This window comes from Nitratiruptor sp. YY09-18 (genome assembly GCF_016593235.1).
Lineage (GTDB): Bacteria > Campylobacterota > Campylobacteria > Campylobacterales > Nitratiruptoraceae > Nitratiruptor.
Genome location: NZ_AP023065.1, coordinates 176,851 through 193,834, shown reverse-complemented (window position 1 = coordinate 193,834; position 16,984 = coordinate 176,851). Strand labels below are relative to the sequence as shown.

Sequence of the window (16,984 nt, the reverse complement as noted above, 5' to 3'; positions counted from 1 at the left end):
TCGCTCCCAGATCTGCAAAACACTCCTCAGCTGCTTCGAAGCAGATGGGGAGTATTATGCTTTTTGATTTTGTGCCATTTGTCTTGCTATTTTATCACATCTTTCATTCTCTTCATGCCCTGCATGACCTTTGACCCAGAAGGCTCTAATTTTATGCGGTTTTGCAACCTCTAGAAATTCTTTCCACAGATCAGGATTTTTGACATTTTTGAAATCTTTCTTGATCCAGCCCGCTAGCCACTGATTGATTGCTTGCACTACATAGTTTGAATCACTGTAGATATCTACTACGCAAGGCTCTTTGAGAGCTTTGAGCCCTTCTATGACGGCTCTAAGTTCCATGCGGTTATTGGTAGTGTGGGGCTCACCTCCACTTATAACCTTTTCGGTATCTTTATAGCGCAAAATTGCGCAGTATCCGCCAGGGCCAGGATTGCCCAGGCTCGATCCGTCACTAAAAAGCAAAACTCTCTTCATCACTACCTCTTTTTGATATTACTAACTCAACCTTTGGAGCATAGACCGATCCGCATTTGGGACAGCGCGTAAAAGAAAAGGGAAAGATATTTTTGCAACTTTGACACATATATTCAAAATCAAGCTGCGCTTTTGGATAGTGCAGGAGAATATCTAACTCAAAAATATCACTATTCTTTGCTTTGTTAATATACCCTTTGGCGCTATAGAGCTGCTCAAGGAGGGGGTAATCGGTTTTGCTATGCTCTTTGGGCAAAAACCATAAAATATCTATCACCTCAAGATAATCATCTTGGCGCAAGTTTTTCCAAGCATCCTTGGGAGCATAGCGAAAGAACCACTCGAAAATGACTCTAACAAGTCTAGGCTCCTTGTGATAAAGATGCATGAGAGCCGGTATGTCACTATTTTGTGTTGCAATCACAGCTTGGAGGTAGAGAGCATGGGGACTCTTGATTCCAATGAGGTCTAAAATGTTGGAGACTTCCAAAGCATCGTTATATAGGCCCAGCTTCTCATACAAAATCATAAGCTTTTCAAGAACCTCTTTGTTTTTGGGTGAATAGCGCAAAATCTCTTCATATATCTCTTTGCTCCGCTGCAAAAATCCAGCCTCTTTATACAGATCAGCAAGTTCTTGGAGGATGAAGAGCCTCTCTTGCATATTGCTTTGCTCTTTGAGTTTGGAATAGATAGCAATTGCTCCTTCAAAATCACCCTCTTTTTTCAACGAGTTTGCCAAAAGCATAAGAAGTTTTCTTTGGTCATACTCATCAAAGAGCTCATTAATTGCTCCTTTGTGGGTATAGCGATTGAAAAACTCTTCTAGTGAAGATGACTGCTTTTTGAATTTCAAAATCGACCAAGAGTAGCTAAAAAAGGAGATGATAAAGATGAGACCAAAAAATACTAAAAGGCCAAAAAGAGGATCTCTGTATGCTAGCAAAAAGTCCAACGAAGCTCCTTTTGCGAAATTATACTATAATAGCGCAATGATAGATAAAGCCTCAATCGAACAACTTAAAAACATCGTTGATATTGTCGATGTAATAGGCAATTATATAGAACTCAAAAAGGCTGGCACCAACTACAAGGCTTTGTGCCCCTTTCACAATGAAGATACACCTAGTTTCGTAGTTTCCCCTGCTAAGCAGATATACCACTGCTTTGGATGTGGTGCCGGGGGCGATGCAATAAAGTTTGTGATGGATTATGAGAAGCTCTCCTACCCTGAAGCCATTGAAAAACTTGCCTCTATGTACAACTTCTCTTTGGTACATACCCAGGGCCAAAGCTCTCTTGCACCGCTTTTTAAAGCTTTGGAAGAGATAAATAAGTTTTACAAATCAAATCTTTTGCACAATCAACAAGCTCTTGGCTACCTCAAGGAGAGAGGGGTCAGCAGTGTGAGTATCGAAAAATTCTCCCTCGGCTACGCGCCAGATTCAGCCAGTCAGCTAGCATATCTCAAATCTCACCTCATCCCTTTTCAAGATGCCTTGCAGGCTGGTATATTGGCACAAGAAGGGGAGAGAGTCTATGCCCGTATGATAGAGCGCATCACTTTTCCTATATTTTCGCCAAAAGGTGCTCTTGTTGGTTTTGGTGGACGCACCATCACCAACCATCCTGCTAAATACCTCAACTCACCTGAGACCAAACTCTTCCACAAATCAAAAATCCTCTACGGCTACCATATAGCAAAAGAGCAGATATTTAAAAAGAAGCTGATAATCGTATGTGAAGGGTATATGGATGTGGTAATGCTCCATCAAGGAGGCTTTGATACAGCTGTAGCAACGCTTGGCACTGCTCTTACTGCCGGGCACCTTCCGCTTCTTACGCGGGGTGAGCCTAGAGTAATTCTCGCGTATGACGGGGACAAAGCTGGGATCAACGCTGCTCTCAAAGCCTCTAAGCTACTTAGCTCCCACGATATTGACGGGGGAGTTGTGATCTTTCCGCAAGGACTCGATCCTGCTGACATGGTGGTACAAGGAAAACAGAGCGAACTGCATGAGCTTTTTTCTCATCCACAACCATTTATACAATTTGTCTTGGAAACTATTACAAAAACATACGATTTGCAAAATCCAAAAGAGAAGCAAAAGGCACTCTTTGAAGGTATAGAGTATCTCAAAACTCTCCCTCCATTGGTCGCTGAAGAGTATCGTGACTATCTCGCTGCACTTTTAAATATTTTGCCCTCAAAAGTACAGCTACAGCCTAAAAAGCAGCAAACTACCCAACCAGCTTCTCTCGAGACTCGTGATGCCAAGGAGCTTAGCATTATCAAAACGATGCTTGTACACCCGTATCTCATCGATACAGTACTTGATATTATAGATATCAAACATATCATCTACCATAAAGAGGAGTTTCGCCTAGCTTTAGAGCAAAACCTTGAACATCCAAAAATTCGTGAAATCTTGCTTGATGATGGAATTATTACATTTGATGAGGAAAATCTCCATAAAGAACTATTAGTTTTTTTGATAAAATACTATGAAAATAAGATCAAGCAGTTAACCCATTCAAACATACCATTTGAGCAAAAAAGCTATCTGATTCGCAAATACAAAGAGAATATTATAAAACTTAAAAGAGGAGAGATGATCATTGAGTAAAATTCGTGCATTAGCCCTCTTTAGTGGAGGGCTGGATAGTCTTTTGGCTATGAAACTACTTATAGAGCAAGGTATAGAGGTAATAGGTCTGCATTTTGATACAGGTTTTGGAGGGAAAGCTGAAGAGGAGAAGCAAAAGTATCTTCAAGATATTGCTAAAAAAATAGGAGCAAAACTAGAGATAGTCAATATACGCGACCAATTCATCCAAGAGATTTTGTTTGATCCAAAGTATGGCTATGGCAAAAACTTTAATCCATGTATCGACTGCCATGCCAATATGATTCGTATAGCAAAAGCGCTGCTGCCTAAATATGATGCACATTTTATCATAAGTGGTGAAGTGGTTGGACAGCGACCAATGAGTCAGCGCTTTGATGCACTCAAAAAGGTAGAGAATCTCTCTAGTGCAGATGGTTTTATCCTTAGACCCCTCAGTGCAAAACTCCTCCCTCCAACAATTCCAGAGCAAAAAGGGTGGGTAAATAGAAAGAAACTCCTAGGTATTAGTGGGCGCAGTCGCGAAGTGCAGATGGAGCTAGCCAAAAAGTGGGGAATAGAAAATTATGAGAGTCCAAGTGGAGGATGCTTGCTTACTGATGAACACTTTAGCAAAAAGATAAAAGATCATATCACTTATGATACTTTTGATGTAGAGGATATCGATGTGCTCAAGTGGGGACGCCACTTTCGCTTGCCAGATGGTGCTAAGCTTGTAGTGAGTCGCAATCAAGAGGAGAATGAAAAAATCAAAAACATACATCAAACCAAATATATACTCTTTACTCTTCCTCTTCCAGGGCCAGTAAGCCTCCTACACAAAAATGCATCAAAAAAAGACAAAGAGTTGGCTGTTAAGATTGCACTGACATACTCTAAAGCAAGGCCTGAAGAGAGCTATGAAGTAGTGATAGGAGATAAGAGAGTCACAGCTTCTCCATTCCCAAGCAAAGCTGAAGCACAAAGGTATCTTATCAAATGAGAAATCAACCCAAATATCATCTTTTTAAAAATGCTCGCTACGCCTTAAGCGGCCTCATTGCAGCACTTAAGCAAGAGATGAGTTTTCGTATAGAAGTGTTTCTATTTATTATTTTAAGTATTGCTTTTTGGATGCTCCCTCTACCACTATCTCAAAGAGCTATTTTACAATTTTCACTCTTTTTGCCTCTTATAGTAGAGCTACTCAATAGCGCAATTGAACGTGTGGTAGATCTTGCAATGCCTGATATCCATCCTCTTGCTAAAGAGGCTAAAGATATGGGAGCTGCGGCAGTCATGCTCTCACTATTTGCTACACTCTGTCTCTGGCTCTATGTCGCGCTCAAACAAATATGAATACTTGTTCATTTGCTTACAGTTTGTCCCTTTTGCTATAATAGCACATCCAAGGGGCATTAGCTCAGCTGGGAGAGCGCCACGCTGGCAGCGTGGAGGTCACCGGTTCGATCCCGGTATGCTCCACCAATAGCTTCTCCATATTCATCACCCTTTTTTATAAAATCCCCATGAGATAGCGCTTCTTATGATATTTTATTTCTCGATTTATTTACTAAACCATCTGTTAATCTTTGTGCAATTTGTGTATGGGAATGAGTATAATCTATTTGAGCCTCTTTCATGAGGCTAACCATACTCAATCAGGTGATATGGGAAGAAGATGTCAGAAAACACTCTCAATGTGGCGCACAAAAGGCTTGGCATCACCAATTACAACGCTCATGGATGGCGCTCAAGCTTCAGTACCATTTGCTATGAGCATCAAAAAGAGCATGGCATGAGTGCAGAAGTCATTGAAGCGCAACTGCACCATCAAATAGGAAGCAGTGTCACAAGAGCTTATATGCGCAGTGATTTTTTGGAGAGAGAATGCATCTGCTGCAATGGTGGGAGGAGTTTTTAAATGAATTATAATTAAGATGGATTTAAAGTTTGATAGATTAATATCTTATATAATTTAATTTTAAGGAATAAATATGAGACTAATTGCAATTATAGGACTACTCTACTCTTTATTGTTCTCGGATACTATTAATCCTACAAAGGCAATTGATATTTACTCAAAAAGTGTGCATGCTCATTCATATATTCGTAATAATATCGATATTTCTCCCTATGAGGCATCAAAATATATTGGAGGGTATGCTATTGTATATTATCAGTATGGAAATAAAAACTATACAGACACACTATATTTTATTCGTTATGATAATCAGAGTAAAAAAATTTTAGGAATGCGAAAAACAACCGAAGGAATTTTAAACCCAATGGCATGTGCAAAATATATGACTAATGAATATCAATTGTTTTGCGCTGCTCAATTTTCACAATATTCTGAAAATGCTGATTGGTATTATTTAAATTTCAATGGTACTAATATATCTGGTGATTATTATTTTGGAACGCCTGATGAGGCAGCTTATGTTATGGTTAATGCAAAATATTCTCTTAAGCCACTTTATGGAACATTTTACCCTAAGAATAATTATAATTTTTCAAGCAGCAACTCTTCGTCATCTAATTATGCAAGTAATACAGATAGCAGTAGTAGTGTTTGTATACCAGGGCTTCCATGTGATGAATCAAGTACAAGCTCTTCATCTAGCATATCTCAAAATTGTGAATCACAAATCAAATACGGCTCGGAAGAGGATTATGAAAATGGAACAGCAAATCTCCCTGGAACACCAAAAATAGTATATACAAAAGAAGTAGTAGACCAGATAATAGAAAACAAACTCTCAAAATGTCGTCAAGATCCAAAATCATGCGGTATCAATGCTATTCCAATTATTACTACAAAAAGCGATCCAAATAAAGTTATAAATCAAATCAAAAATAAAGAGTTCTCCATCAATGGACATTACATCCATTATGGTGAAGGGGGCTATGAATGGATATATATTCCATCAAGCTTGAAATCAATATATAAACTTGAAAAAGGTGTAGATGAAAATTATAATTTACGATGGCTCCTCATCGATAGTGTAAAAGCCATAAAAAATGGGGACAAAATAACTTTCACAACTCCTTGATCTGCAGGAGATCGGAGCTATTTTTTCCGATCTCCCAGTGATATGCTCTTTTGCAGTGATTTTGGCCAAAAATCAAATCTATCAGCCTCATAAAATGACAAGCTACTTGATTTCTCTTTTTTGTACAAAGGTAGTATGTATAGCTAGAGATCGTGAAATTCTCCTGGCCGTAAAGGATTGATCCTCCTGCCTGGTCAAAACCTACTGCAGCTGTGAAGATATAGCGCAAGACTCCATCTTTTTACAGTAGTTTTCTCGCTAGATTTGCTAAAAATACAATAGGTGTGAGAGCAAAAAGAAGGATATAGGCAATAGTGAAGAGAAGGAAATATATCATCTAAATGCTCTCAAGTATTTGTATCAGTTCCTCGATAGTAGTAGCATTTTGTGCTTGAACTATTTTGTCATTATATGTGCCTATATTTCCCAATACACTATCAAAAAATTGATCGAGAAGCTCACTGTCACTATACCTAGCTTGTACCAATTGCTTCATCTTATCCCAAGCTGACGCTTCTAATTGTGTTAAATTCGATGTATCAGGATTGAGCGTGTCAATCAATTTCACCAAAAGAGATATACCCTTGCTTTTTGCAGCTAAAAGTTTTATGAAATTTCTACCAATTATTTATTATTTTATAGTTTTTTTCTTTTTCATTGATGAGGCTTTTAAAAACTAAATAAAAAACCTATGCTTAAATTCAAAAATTATTTGTAACTAATTCTATCCCCCTTCATATTCCCTATTTATTGCAAAACACCTATCTCATAGTTTATATAAATTTTTATTCAATTTTTGCCAAATTGATAATCAAATTGTGTGCAAACCAGCTATCAAGCCCATAGAAAGTCAATGGTTTAGCTCTCCCACTTTTTTGGATAGTTAGCCCATTTTCAAATGGCTCAGATGTGATTATTCTTTTGATTGGAATTTTAATCTTTTGATTTTCCCCTACAAAAAAGATATTTTTAGAACTTATTATCAAAGTCCCTGCATCAACGACCTCTTGAGAAGATACCTTTACGCGCTCACCTTTAAAAGCACTTTTTCTATAATATAATCCTTTTGCTATTCTGATACTAAACCCATCTGACCCACCGACATATTTGGTTTTGGTTACTTCTTTTATCAATGCCACTCCATTTTCTGCATAAAGGATTGTTTCATTATTTTCAAGTAATACAGGAATATTACCTCTAACTTCAACATCAGGTATTTCATTTTTTACAATTATACTGTATAAGATTTTGGCCTTTTGAAGATCTTCAATATTTTCTAAATCAATATTATAGTTTTGTGAAAGAGTCATAATAGTACATTCTTCCTTTTCATCTAGCAAACCATCATTGAGTGCTTCTTGAATATAATCATTGAGAACTTTTTCTATAACCCCATCTGGCTGCTTTGCCCCATCAAGACATTTATCTATTTTTGCAATAAATTCATTTTCATTATCTTCTTTACACTCTTTAGAAAATTGGCTTACAACATCTTTTGCACACTGATACTTTTCAATATCTCCTTCGTCTATCTTTATTGCTTTGTGTTTTTTAGCGGTTTTCTTGCTCTCATAAGATTGTTTGCTCCCATAAATGCGTAAATATGCCAGTTTATAAGAAACATAGACTAAAATTAATTCAATACCAAAAAACACAAACTGCATAAAGCCATTATTTGTGAATTTTTCTGACAATGATGAATATGCAAGCATAAGCAGAAAAGTCATTATTAAAAATAATATTATAAAATATACTATAAAAGAGAGCAATTTTTTTAGAGCTTCCATGTTATCTCCCATTAAATATTAATAAATTTATATAATTGTATCATTTTAATTCTCTAGTCTTCCCAATACATTTTCATTATTCTTTTAGCTTGAAATAGTAGGGAATCTTTTTAGTTGAATTTGGCAGTTTTTACCATTCATAGAAGCCATTGGCTGGAACAATGCAGCGCTGGCGCATGAAGGGTTTGCGAAATGCTGACTTGGTATCGATATTTTCTGTTCTTGCATTGATTATGCGATTGCCAATAGTATATCATTCGCCCAAAAAGGAATGAGCCCCCAAAGGCTATAGCGAATGGCAGCTTACGCTGCCTCAACGAATTTTTGCAAATCTTCAGGAAGCTCTGCAGCGACGTCTTTGATTTCACCTTCACTTATATGTTGCTTTAAAAAGGCGAAAAATGCTCTTACAATCTCTTTGGCTCTCTTTGGATTATCTCCAAAATCCTTTTGTGCACCCGGGTCTTCTCGCATAACTGCATCTATAAAACTATCAACTTTTCTTATAGATTTGTCCGGAAACTCACTAAGTCTCCAACCTTCTACTCCAACAGCTTTGATACACAATGGCAATTGTGCCAGCAAATCAAGAAATTCCTGCGGAGCAATTCTCCTTCGTAATACTCTCAAAATAGCACGCACAACTCTATCTGCTTGTTGTATATTTTCCAACTGTGCATATTGCGCAAACTCTTTAAGAAACTCCCTTGTTTTTTGCATATCTTTTTCAAAATGCATAGGAGCCTCCTTTTATAGATTTATGCTATATTCATCGCACTCTTTGGTCGCTCTTCAAATAGCCTCACATTTTGTGCAATCTCTGGAAGTGTCACAACTTTCTCTTTTTTCACCCAGCGCTCTGGCAGATGAATCTCTTTGCCACGCACTTTGATGGTAGTCTCTTTGATCCTTGTCTCATAACTTATCTTCACACCCCACACTTTATTGCCAAATCTGTTTTTGAACCAATCAGGACCTTCAAGTTTGAGGTTACGATATTCAGCTGGCAGATAGACTCTTTTGGCATACTCTCTTTTCCTTCTTGGATGGTAATATACAAGCCAAAGAATCTTACCGCCACCTTTGTATCGGCTCTGGGTAGGTATATAAGTTTGTGCTTTTTCTTCCTCTTCAAGGAGACTATCAAGATACTCTTTGGCACTCATTTGACCAAAATCTTCATCTGTTATAGACTCAAAATAACTTGACCAACCATTTACTTCACAAATAATATTAGCAAGCTCTACTGAACGATTTTTCTCCTGCGTAATAAAGGCATCAATCGCACCCAAAACTCCCTCATCAAAATGGCTTTTAAACTCTTCAAGATAAGGTAATACAGAGAGAATATCGACAGCTCGTTTGAGTTTCTTGAGACACTCCTCATCCTCACACAAAACCATGGCTTTTCTAATATCACAGAATTCCCGTCTAAGCTGTTCTAATATTTTGGTATCCATTTCAAGACTCATAGTCGCATGTGTAATCTCTTCGACAATCTCTTCCGGCAGAAGTTTTAGTTGCTCTTCAATATCAATATCACTACGCCATGGTGAATACTCTTTGTCCCATCCTTTAAATTTTGCGATAATATTTGCCTCTTTGACGGTTACTCTATTCTCTTCTATAGCCACACTTCTTAACTCTTCAATTTTGTCACCAAATTTTTTTTGCCAAAATGGCGAATAGGTAAGTGTACAAAGATAATCGCTTCTCTTTTTAAGTTCACTCAGCTGCCCCTCCTCTTGCACTTCCATCATCTGATCTCTTATGAGGCAGTTTATACGGCGGATGTCCTCTGGCCCTTCTACTCTTCCATAGACTGCCATTTTGACTCCTTTTTTTCTTTATTGTACACTTCCATATGGACTATTATCTGCTACTTTTGTCCCTTTTTGGGTTTATTCTTTTTGCATATGTTCTCTATCAGCTCTATCTCTATCTAGTAACTGATGCAAGATACCATCTACTCAAAACTCTTAGCTATTTCCCTAAAAGATATGAAGCGATTCTTCTCAAAGAGTTTCCTTTCTACCTAAAGATCCCTCCCCAGCTACAAAGGAGGCTCAAAGCCTGCATCCTTACTTTCATCAAAGAAAAAGAGTTCATCGGTAGAGGTGTAAACATAGATGAAGAGAAGAGAGTGATCATTGCAGCCAATGCATGCTTGCTTACGATTGGACACGATAGATGCGAATATAAGCATGTCAAATCGATTTTTATCTATCCTGAAGCAGTTTTTAAAAAAGAGAAAATAGAGCAGGGATGGATAGTCACAGAACAAGATCAAGTACTTTTGGGAGAGGCGTGGCAAGGTGGAGAAGTGATTCTTAGCTGGAAGGATGTGCTCGCAGGCGATCTCAATCCACATAATGGCAAAAATGTAGCACTCCATGAGTTTGCCCATCAGCTCGATATGGCAGATGGAGTTGCAGATGGTACACCTCCACTCCCTCTGAAGCTTTATAAAAAATGGGCACAGATTATGACAAAAGAGTATAAAAAACTTCACAATGAACTCAAACACCACCACAAAAGCTTTCTCGACCCTTATGCAGCCACAAATGCAGCAGAGTTTTTCGCAGTAGCTACTGAATACTTTTTCGAAAAACCAAAAAAGCTCCAAAAAGAGGAGCCCCAGCTCTATGAGATCCTAAAAGAATACTACAATCTCGATCCAGCTTCCTGGGAGTAATCTTTGCTATAATTTTGCAAAAAAGGCACACCAATGGAGTATTATCTTTGGATCAAAGCTTTTCATGTTATAAGTATTATCAGCTGGATGGCAATGCTTTTTTATCTTCCAAGACTCTTCGTCTACCATGCTGAACACCAAAACAATGCTGGGTTTGTAGAAATTGTCAAAATCCAAGAGCATAAACTCTACTACTTCATCGGAGTACCGGCTTTTTGGGCAAGTATTTTGAGTGGTGGAGCGATGATTGCACTCAATCCATCGCTCTTTCAAAGCGGCATATGGCTCCATATCAAACTCACTGCAGCCCTTTTGCTCATCATCTACCATTTTAGCTTACGCTATTTTCTCAAACAGTTTGCAAACGACCAGTGCACCAAAAGTGGGAAATTTTTTAGATTTTATAACGAAGTCCCCACTCTCTTGATGATAATCATAGTCATCATGGCTGTAGTCAAACCTCTATGAAAGTCGCAGTAGCTCTGAGTGGAGGAGGTGCACGTTGCGCCGCTCAGCTTGGATACATAGAAGTACTGCAGTCAAAATTTTCCCTTCACATTGAATCTCTCAGTGGAAGTAGTGCAGGTGCAATCGTAGCAGCCTTTTTGGCAAAAGGCCTCCAGCCAGCTGCAATTATGGATACTCTCCTCTCGTTCCCCTACCACAAAATCAAGTTCAATTTTTTTCGAGGCACTTTGTGGACTTTAGAGCCTGTGCTAGAGGAGCTTGAAAACTTAGGGCTTAGAAGCTTTGATGAGCTGCAAAAAACTCTCTATATCACACTCACTCCCTATGATAATTGCAAACCTGCCTACAAAACCAGTGGTAATCTTGCCAGATCAGTACTTGCTTCATCCGCCCTATTGCCACTCTTTGCTCCAATTACAATAGATGGACAAAAGTATATTGATGGAGGGTTTTGTGATAATCTCCCAATCACTCCTTTGAAAAAACATAGACTCTTTACAATCGCAATAAACGTCAATCCAACACAAAATATCAAATTTCCATTTTCTTTTTTTGGCAATTTCAAACGTGCTGGCTTCTTGCTGCTCAACTCCAACATCCGCTCTTCCATCCCTCTAGCAGATAAATATATAGAAATTTTGGAGTGCCAAAATTTTGGTATACTTGAGAGGAAAAAGCTCGAGACGATCTATGACGCAGGAAAAGCACAAGCCTACAAGGATTTGGAAGAATGGGAAAAAATTTTTATGAAAAACTCCTAGACAAGATCACAGATTATGTCTTTGAAAAGCCAAAATATCCTCTGCGCTTTCGTGAACTCATGGAAGCTAACCGCGTCGTTGTAGACCATCTGGATATTGCTTCAATCCCTGGCTTGAAATTTTGTAGGCTCAAGCTCTATCTCATCTACTTTATCTTTTGGAATATTCTCATAATTCCGCTCACCTTAATTTTCCACGGATTTTTGGCAAAACTCGATTGCCATTTTGCAATTATTCTTGCAATAATATTTACTCTGCTTTTCTTTGGAACATATAAAATCTTCGAAAATAGAATCAAAGAGCATGCTGCGAAAAAACTAATCCGCCAGGCCTGGGAGAAGTATCTGCGCCACTTTAGCTACGATAAATACCATGAAATTGTAGCCCAATACTACAAAGAGGCAATCGATAGAGATATCCCAAAAAATAAGATAGAGCAGTTCATTATCGACAAACTCATCGAGACCAAGTGATTTTGGTCTTAAATCCCAAAGTATTATCTGTCATCTTCACCCATGTAAGCTCAATAGCCCAAAGGGTTGGTTGCATCACTCTAGATAGAGGAAAAGTATCAAGATAGAGACTCTCTTGCTCCTTGGAAGCTTTGCAAACAACACCTTTAAACTGCACTCCTTGGATCTTGTGAACCTTATTTTCACAAAGATGTATAGCTCCTGCCACTTTTTGATTTTTTGCAATTTGTTGCATATGGTGTGTTTGAGGGTCGCTTGCAAAAATGAGAGCTAACGCATCTTTGTCAAATACATAAAAACAGCTTGCAGCATAAACCTCATCGTCACATGTAGCCAAAGCGAGAATATGGTTGCTTTGCAAAAATTGCACAATTTTTTCTTGCATTTGTATATAATAGCACAATGCGACGATTAATGATTTTACTTCTTTTTTGTCTCTATGCTTTTGGAGCAAGCTACTATATAGATTTTTTGGGAAACAAGAGCTTTAGTAAAGAGAGGCTCTACGAAGAGCTAGGATTTGAGCCATCTCTTTGGCAAAAAGTTTTGCATAAAAAATTCAAACCCAAAGTAGATGAGAAACTCCTGCCCTCACTCCAAGATGAGCTCCTGCTCTTTTACCAAGAGCAAGGATTCCTCGATGCAAAAATTGAGGTCTATTTGCAAAAAGATATGGCTATTTTTAAAATTACAGAAAACAAGCCTGTAAAAATTGCTGATATTACACTCACTTCCAATTTTCCATTACAAATTCCTTTCAAAAAGGGTGAGCGCTTTGTGGCTACAAAATTTATAGATTTAAAAAAGCAGGTGCATGATAAACTCCTTCGAGCAGGTTACTGCAGCTATGATTTCAACCCCAAAGCCTATGTCTACCAAAAGAGCCATGTAGCATATATCGCTATCTATCTTGATAAAGGGAAAAAATGCTATATTGGAGATATTACAATCAAAGGATTGCAGACAATTCCCAAAAAGGTCATCTTCTCTCACCTCTACATAAAACCGCACGAAGAGTTTAACCTCACCAAGATTGATGAGAGCTACAAGAGGCTCTACTCTCTTGAATTTTTTGATGCAGTGCGATTTGATTACTCAAAAAAGCTCAACAACCGTGTCTTTATAGAAACCTTTCTCAAAGAGCGGCGCAAGCACCATGTATACCGCGCAGGTCTTGGGTATGAGACAGACCAGGGAGCTATCGCTTCGCTTTCATATCGCAACCTCAATTTCCATGCGCATCAAATTGGCCTTACGCTTCGCTACTCAAAGATTGAGCGCATAGCTGAAGTCAAACTCTTTACACCAAGTTTTAAAATCTTAGATATCTATGCAGATATGAGAGATAAAGTTGGCTATAACTATGATAAATATGATAGTTTTACTTCCCGAAGCTACTACATAGATCATGCATTTTTGTTTGAGAGCTACAAGAGATCTTTCAAAGTTGGTTTCGCAGCATACCGCTATAAAATCAGCGATACCCAAAACTGTATAGAAAGTGGCCACTACAGACTTATCTATCCCTATATCGAGTTGCTTTACGACAAGCGCGACTCCAAAATCTTCCCACGGCACGGGTACTATCTCTTGCTCAAAGCTGAAGCTTCAAAAAATCCTCTCTCTGATGCAAGCTACATCAAAAGCGAATCAGAGCTTGGCCTCTTTTATCCAATTGGAGAAAATATTCTTTTTGCCAAAGCGCATGTTGGATTTATAAGCACGAGTAGTGGTCTACCACCAAGCAAATTTTTCATAGCAGGCGGAGCAGATACCAACCGTGCTAATGCCTATCGCTCTCTTTATGCTCTTGATAGTAGGTGCCAGATCGGTGGCAAATCGCTTCTAGCTACTACACTAGAATATAGATTCCCATTCAAAAATCTCTACGGGGCTCTTTTTTGGGATCGCACTTATTTAGCCAAAAACTATAACCTTACAAACTATGTAGATGGTGTAGGAGTTGGTATACTCTATCCAAGTCCAGTAGGTACTATAAGTGCTTATTTTGGTATCGATCCTAACAACTTCTCTCAAAGTCAACTATTACTCTCTATTGGAGCAAACTTTTGAGGTGGCTAGCCAGAATTGTCGAATTTTTGCTCGTCATAACTCTTGTACTTTTTTTTGCCGAGAGCCGCTGGCATACCTTTTCTCATCTTTTAGATGAATTTTTACAGCAGCAAGGAGTCACCCTCTCGTGGCATCTTCGCTCTCCTTTTACAATAGAGCTAGACAATATCCGCTACCAAAACCTCCCCGTTGCCAAAAGAGTAGTGATCAACTACCGCATCTTGCCACTGCTGCATAAAAAGCTCATCATCAAAAAAGCCATCATCGAAGGGCTTGATATAGAGAGCATTACAAAAATTAAGCCACCCAAACAAAAAAAGAGCAAAAAAGGTTTGGACTTTTCATGGCAGATCAATAAACTCATTGCAGATGCAACATTTAAAGAGTATCGCTTCAAACTGCAAGCTTCAAAAATTACACAAGAGAGTGGCTTTATAGATAAGCTCATTGCGCAAAGTCCTAAGCTTGGCAAAGTAGTCGCAAAAGGAAAATATAGCAACAATCGTTTGAGGCTCGCAGGAAAACTGCAACTTAAAAAGTTTAACCCTCATTTGCAATTGCAACCTATCCCCTTCTCTCTATCTCTTACACAAAAAGGTATTAATTTTACTCTCAAACCACGTACTATCAAATATGAACAACTGTTAATATCAAGAGGTATCATAGAAGGATTTTATGATTACAAAAAACTCCATGCAACTATCAAAGCTCCGCTATTATGGCAAAAAACAAAAGCTAACGTTGTGGCAAAAGTGTTCTATAATAAAGAACTCTCCTACACCTTTGAAGCCAATGTCACCAATCCTGCTTTGCCAATTCCTCTTACGCAAAAAGTATATCAAAAGCTCTCTTTGACAGGTAGAGGAGATCTTCATAGAGTAGAGTCAAATATCTCTTCACCACTCTTTGATGCAAAACTGGTGCTCAAAGATTTTAGAGATTTCACTCTTCAAACCTCCAAAATCGCTATGCATGAACTCAATGAAACTCTCCCACAAGATGGATGGCTGATGCTGCAAGCACAAGGAAATATACATAGAGTTGCTCTCCATACTCAGTCAAACTATTTCAAACTTGCTGCAAAATTAGAAAAGAATAAAGTCGAAGGAGATCTCAAATTCCTTCGCAAATACAAAGATTTCAACCTCCCAGCTCTCAATCCTATTCGCTTCATAACGACATCCCAAAAGACTCACATAGTCACGAATCTTGGCTCGATAGATCTCTATAAAAATCTTACCGGAAGTATCAAGATAGCAAATGCAACTATTACTATCAAAAAAGAGCGACAGACTCTCACGCTCGATGCATCCATCAAATCTCTCAAACACTTTATCGATGCAATGAAAAATCTCTATCCCATCTCACTCAATAATCTTGATGCAGAGTGTGTAGCTCATGGAAGTTATGATACAAAAGCTAAACATTTTACCCTCCATATCCAAGTGCAAAGTATCAAAAGTAAAAAACTCAATCCATTTGAATTTTTGCAAATAGATATGCATGGATCAATGCAAAAAGTAATCATAGACTACTACTCTTTTGTCTACAATCATCACGGATTCTATGCTACAAAACCTTCGTATATCTACATAGATGACAAGATCCGCTTAGCACCGCTATGGTTTGAAGATAGCATCAAAATTACTGGATGGATAGATCCAAGCAGGCTCGATGCCAAGCTAGCAATTTCTAGCCCAGACTACACCTATTCATCATCTGAGGGGAAAGCAAGAGTTCAACTTTCACTACGAGCTTTGATGCAAAAAGGTCTTGTAGATATTGAAGGGGATCTAAAACTCAAAAACGGCTACATCACCTATCAGCCTAAAAAATTTCATACTGTAGAAGACAAAGATATCATCATTGTCGATAAAGAGGTAAAGCAAAATACTTTTATTAAAGATAAAGTTGCTCTCGATATTCACATCACAGCAAAAAATCCAATCATCTACAAAATTCCAGACCTCTATGTGCTCTTCAAGCCTGATGTAACAATCTACAAAGAGTATCAAAAACCTCTCCAGCTGCTTGGAGTTGTCCAAATAATTCGTGGAAACTATAAACTTAGTGGCGGAGATATCTCCTTTATGCCTTCAACAGTGAGCTTCTATGGCCCTCCTACAAATCCGCTGCTCGAAATTCATGGCAAGACAAGAAGAGATCGTTATACAATCTTCATCGATATCATGGGAGATGTGGAAAATCCAATTGTGCAGTTTGATAGTGATCCATATCTGCCGCAAAATCAGATCCTCTCTATGATAGCCTTTGGATCTGGAAGCCAAGGTGCAATAAGCAAGCTCCTAGGAGGCAGTAGACTTGGATCGCTACTTTCTAATTTCTTTGTCAAAGATCTTTTGGAAAATTTTGGTATAAAGCTTGATAAACTCTCCCTTGTAACACAAAATGGTAGAGTTGGGTTTGAGATTGGCAAACGTATCAGTGATAAGATCACGATTCTTTATAAAAACGATGAGATCTCTACACTTATCATCCGCTACCGCATCAACAACCACTTTGAATCTGAAGCGATCTTTGGACCTTCAAAGAGTGGTGTGCATATCTATTATCAAAATACTAAATAG

At 38.2% G+C, this 16,984-nt stretch carries 20 protein-coding genes and 1 tRNA gene; 12 read left to right on the top strand and 9 right to left on the bottom strand.

Features of this window, described 5'->3' with window-relative positions:
- Positions 1–54: 54 nt before the first annotated feature.
- Both rnhA and JG734_RS01165 read right to left on the bottom strand, forming a co-directional pair.
- On the bottom strand, positions 55–477 hold the full coding sequence (gene rnhA / locus JG734_RS01170; protein ID WP_201333221.1) for a ribonuclease HI: 423 nt from the start codon (positions 475–477) through the stop codon (positions 55–57).
- Positions 455–1,432, bottom strand: a complete 978-nt coding sequence (locus JG734_RS01165) for a hypothetical protein (RefSeq protein ID WP_201333220.1) — start codon at positions 1,430–1,432, stop codon at positions 455–457. Before JG734_RS01165 ends, rnhA begins: the two co-directional genes overlap by 23 nt.
- A 37-nt stretch (positions 1,433–1,469) precedes the next feature.
- Here JG734_RS01165 and dnaG point away from each other — a divergent pair, with 37 nt between their 5' ends.
- From dnaG to JG734_RS01135, 6 genes are all read left to right on the top strand, one after another.
- Positions 1,470–3,104 (top strand): DNA primase, encoded by a 1,635-nt coding sequence (gene dnaG, locus JG734_RS01160; RefSeq protein WP_201333219.1) that lies wholly within the window; start codon positions 1,470–1,472, stop codon positions 3,102–3,104.
- Positions 3,097–4,086 carry a 7-cyano-7-deazaguanine synthase gene (locus JG734_RS01155; protein ID WP_201333218.1) on the top strand — a complete coding sequence of 330 codons (990 nt, stop codon included), beginning with the start codon at positions 3,097–3,099 and terminating at the stop codon, positions 4,084–4,086. The genes dnaG and JG734_RS01155 overlap by 8 nt, the downstream gene beginning before the upstream one ends.
- Positions 4,083–4,442, top strand: coding sequence for a diacylglycerol kinase (locus JG734_RS01150; RefSeq protein WP_201333217.1), 360 nt, complete (start codon positions 4,083–4,085; stop codon positions 4,440–4,442). The genes JG734_RS01155 and JG734_RS01150 overlap by 4 nt, the downstream gene beginning before the upstream one ends.
- A 53-nt stretch (positions 4,443–4,495) precedes the next feature.
- Positions 4,496–4,571: transfer RNA gene (locus JG734_RS01145), tRNA-Ala, on the top strand.
- Positions 4,572–4,764: 193 nt separating this feature from the next.
- A complete protein-coding gene (locus JG734_RS01140) occupies positions 4,765–5,007 on the top strand; it encodes a hypothetical protein (protein WP_201333216.1) in 243 nt (80 codons plus the stop codon).
- A 73-nt stretch (positions 5,008–5,080) separates the two neighbouring features.
- Complete coding sequence (locus JG734_RS01135; protein WP_201333215.1) at positions 5,081–6,139, top strand: hypothetical protein; 1,059 nt, start codon at positions 5,081–5,083, stop codon at positions 6,137–6,139.
- On the opposite strand, the gene JG734_RS01130 is transcribed toward JG734_RS01135, so the two are convergent.
- The 6 genes from JG734_RS01130 to JG734_RS01105 form a co-directional block, all read right to left on the bottom strand.
- Positions 6,126–6,368, bottom strand: coding sequence for a hypothetical protein (locus JG734_RS01130; RefSeq protein WP_201333214.1), 243 nt, complete (start codon positions 6,366–6,368; stop codon positions 6,126–6,128). The genes JG734_RS01135 and JG734_RS01130 overlap by 14 nt on opposite strands.
- A gap of 108 nt (positions 6,369–6,476) precedes the next feature.
- On the bottom strand, positions 6,477–6,635 hold the full coding sequence (locus JG734_RS01125) for a hypothetical protein (RefSeq protein WP_201333213.1): 159 nt from the start codon (positions 6,633–6,635) through the stop codon (positions 6,477–6,479).
- Between the two features lie 289 nt (positions 6,636–6,924).
- Positions 6,925–7,926 carry a hypothetical protein gene (locus JG734_RS01120; protein WP_201333212.1) on the bottom strand — a complete coding sequence of 334 codons (1,002 nt, stop codon included), beginning with the start codon at positions 7,924–7,926 and terminating at the stop codon, positions 6,925–6,927.
- Between the two features lie 130 nt (positions 7,927–8,056).
- Positions 8,057–8,137, bottom strand: a complete 81-nt coding sequence (locus JG734_RS09525) for an SOS response-associated peptidase family protein (protein WP_370583625.1) — start codon at positions 8,135–8,137, stop codon at positions 8,057–8,059.
- A 92-nt stretch (positions 8,138–8,229) separates the two neighbouring features.
- Positions 8,230–8,664, bottom strand: a complete 435-nt coding sequence (locus tag JG734_RS01110) for a DUF2267 domain-containing protein (protein ID WP_201333211.1) — start codon at positions 8,662–8,664, stop codon at positions 8,230–8,232.
- A 20-nt stretch (positions 8,665–8,684) separates the two neighbouring features.
- Complete coding sequence (locus tag JG734_RS01105; protein WP_201333210.1) at positions 8,685–9,755, bottom strand: hypothetical protein; 1,071 nt, start codon at positions 9,753–9,755, stop codon at positions 8,685–8,687.
- A 35-nt stretch (positions 9,756–9,790) separates the two neighbouring features.
- Here JG734_RS01105 and JG734_RS01100 point away from each other — a divergent pair, with 35 nt between their 5' ends.
- From JG734_RS01100 to JG734_RS01085, 4 genes are read left to right on the top strand one after another with little or no spacing between them, the layout of a single operon-like run.
- Positions 9,791–10,621 (top strand): zinc-dependent peptidase, encoded by an 831-nt coding sequence (locus JG734_RS01100; protein ID WP_201333209.1) that lies wholly within the window; start codon positions 9,791–9,793, stop codon positions 10,619–10,621.
- A gap of 33 nt (positions 10,622–10,654) precedes the next feature.
- Positions 10,655–11,089 carry a protoporphyrinogen oxidase HemJ gene (gene hemJ / locus JG734_RS01095; protein WP_201333208.1) on the top strand — a complete coding sequence of 145 codons (435 nt, stop codon included), beginning with the start codon at positions 10,655–10,657 and terminating at the stop codon, positions 11,087–11,089.
- The gene (locus JG734_RS01090) at positions 11,086–11,850 is read left to right on the top strand and encodes a patatin-like phospholipase family protein (protein WP_201333207.1); all 765 of its coding nucleotides are present in this window, start codon (positions 11,086–11,088) and stop codon (positions 11,848–11,850) included. Before hemJ ends, JG734_RS01090 begins: the two co-directional genes overlap by 4 nt.
- On the top strand, positions 11,820–12,323 hold the full coding sequence (locus tag JG734_RS01085) for a hypothetical protein (RefSeq protein ID WP_201333206.1): 504 nt from the start codon (positions 11,820–11,822) through the stop codon (positions 12,321–12,323). The genes JG734_RS01090 and JG734_RS01085 overlap by 31 nt, the downstream gene beginning before the upstream one ends.
- Here JG734_RS01085 and JG734_RS01080 read toward each other — a convergent pair.
- Positions 12,307–12,708, bottom strand: a complete 402-nt coding sequence (locus tag JG734_RS01080) for a pyridoxamine 5'-phosphate oxidase family protein (protein ID WP_255531390.1) — start codon at positions 12,706–12,708, stop codon at positions 12,307–12,309. The two genes, JG734_RS01085 and JG734_RS01080, sit on opposite strands and share 17 nt — an antisense overlap.
- Before the next feature lie 17 nt (positions 12,709–12,725).
- Here JG734_RS01080 and JG734_RS01075 point away from each other — a divergent pair, with 17 nt between their 5' ends.
- Both JG734_RS01075 and JG734_RS01070 read left to right on the top strand, forming a co-directional pair.
- On the top strand, positions 12,726–14,396 hold the full coding sequence (locus tag JG734_RS01075) for an autotransporter assembly complex family protein (protein ID WP_201333204.1): 1,671 nt from the start codon (positions 12,726–12,728) through the stop codon (positions 14,394–14,396).
- Entirely contained in the window at positions 14,393–16,984 is a 2,592-nt protein-coding gene (locus JG734_RS01070) for a translocation/assembly module TamB domain-containing protein (RefSeq protein ID WP_201333203.1), read from the top strand. Before JG734_RS01075 ends, JG734_RS01070 begins: the two co-directional genes overlap by 4 nt.

Bases quoted from the DNA above. Each gene is read 5' to 3' on its own strand.
- JG734_RS01075 (WP_201333204.1), top strand. From the start codon at position 12,726: ATGCGACGATTAATGATTTTACTTCTTTTTTGTCTCTATGCTTTTGGA.
- JG734_RS01125 (WP_201333213.1), bottom strand. From the start codon at position 6,635: ATGAAGCAATTGGTACAAGCTAGGTATAGTGACAGTGAGCTTCTCGAT.
- JG734_RS01100 (WP_201333209.1), top strand. From the start codon at position 9,791: ATGGACTATTATCTGCTACTTTTGTCCCTTTTTGGGTTTATTCTTTTT.
- JG734_RS01140 (WP_201333216.1), top strand. From the start codon at position 4,765: ATGTCAGAAAACACTCTCAATGTGGCGCACAAAAGGCTTGGCATCACC.
- JG734_RS01080 (WP_255531390.1), bottom strand. From the start codon at position 12,708: ATGCAAGAAAAAATTGTGCAATTTTTGCAAAGCAACCATATTCTCGCT.
- JG734_RS01135 (WP_201333215.1), top strand. From the start codon at position 5,081: ATGAGACTAATTGCAATTATAGGACTACTCTACTCTTTATTGTTCTCG.
- hemJ (WP_201333208.1), top strand. From the start codon at position 10,655: ATGGAGTATTATCTTTGGATCAAAGCTTTTCATGTTATAAGTATTATC.
- dnaG (WP_201333219.1), top strand. From the start codon at position 1,470: ATGATAGATAAAGCCTCAATCGAACAACTTAAAAACATCGTTGATATT.
- JG734_RS01110 (WP_201333211.1), bottom strand. From the start codon at position 8,664: ATGCATTTTGAAAAAGATATGCAAAAAACAAGGGAGTTTCTTAAAGAG.
- JG734_RS01120 (WP_201333212.1), bottom strand. From the start codon at position 7,926: ATGGAAGCTCTAAAAAAATTGCTCTCTTTTATAGTATATTTTATAATA.
- JG734_RS01150 (WP_201333217.1), top strand. From the start codon at position 4,083: ATGAGAAATCAACCCAAATATCATCTTTTTAAAAATGCTCGCTACGCC.
- JG734_RS01090 (WP_201333207.1), top strand. From the start codon at position 11,086: ATGAAAGTCGCAGTAGCTCTGAGTGGAGGAGGTGCACGTTGCGCCGCT.
- JG734_RS01105 (WP_201333210.1), bottom strand. From the start codon at position 9,755: ATGGCAGTCTATGGAAGAGTAGAAGGGCCAGAGGACATCCGCCGTATA.
- rnhA (WP_201333221.1), bottom strand. From the start codon at position 477: ATGAAGAGAGTTTTGCTTTTTAGTGACGGATCGAGCCTGGGCAATCCT.
- JG734_RS01085 (WP_201333206.1), top strand. From the start codon at position 11,820: ATGGGAAAAAATTTTTATGAAAAACTCCTAGACAAGATCACAGATTAT.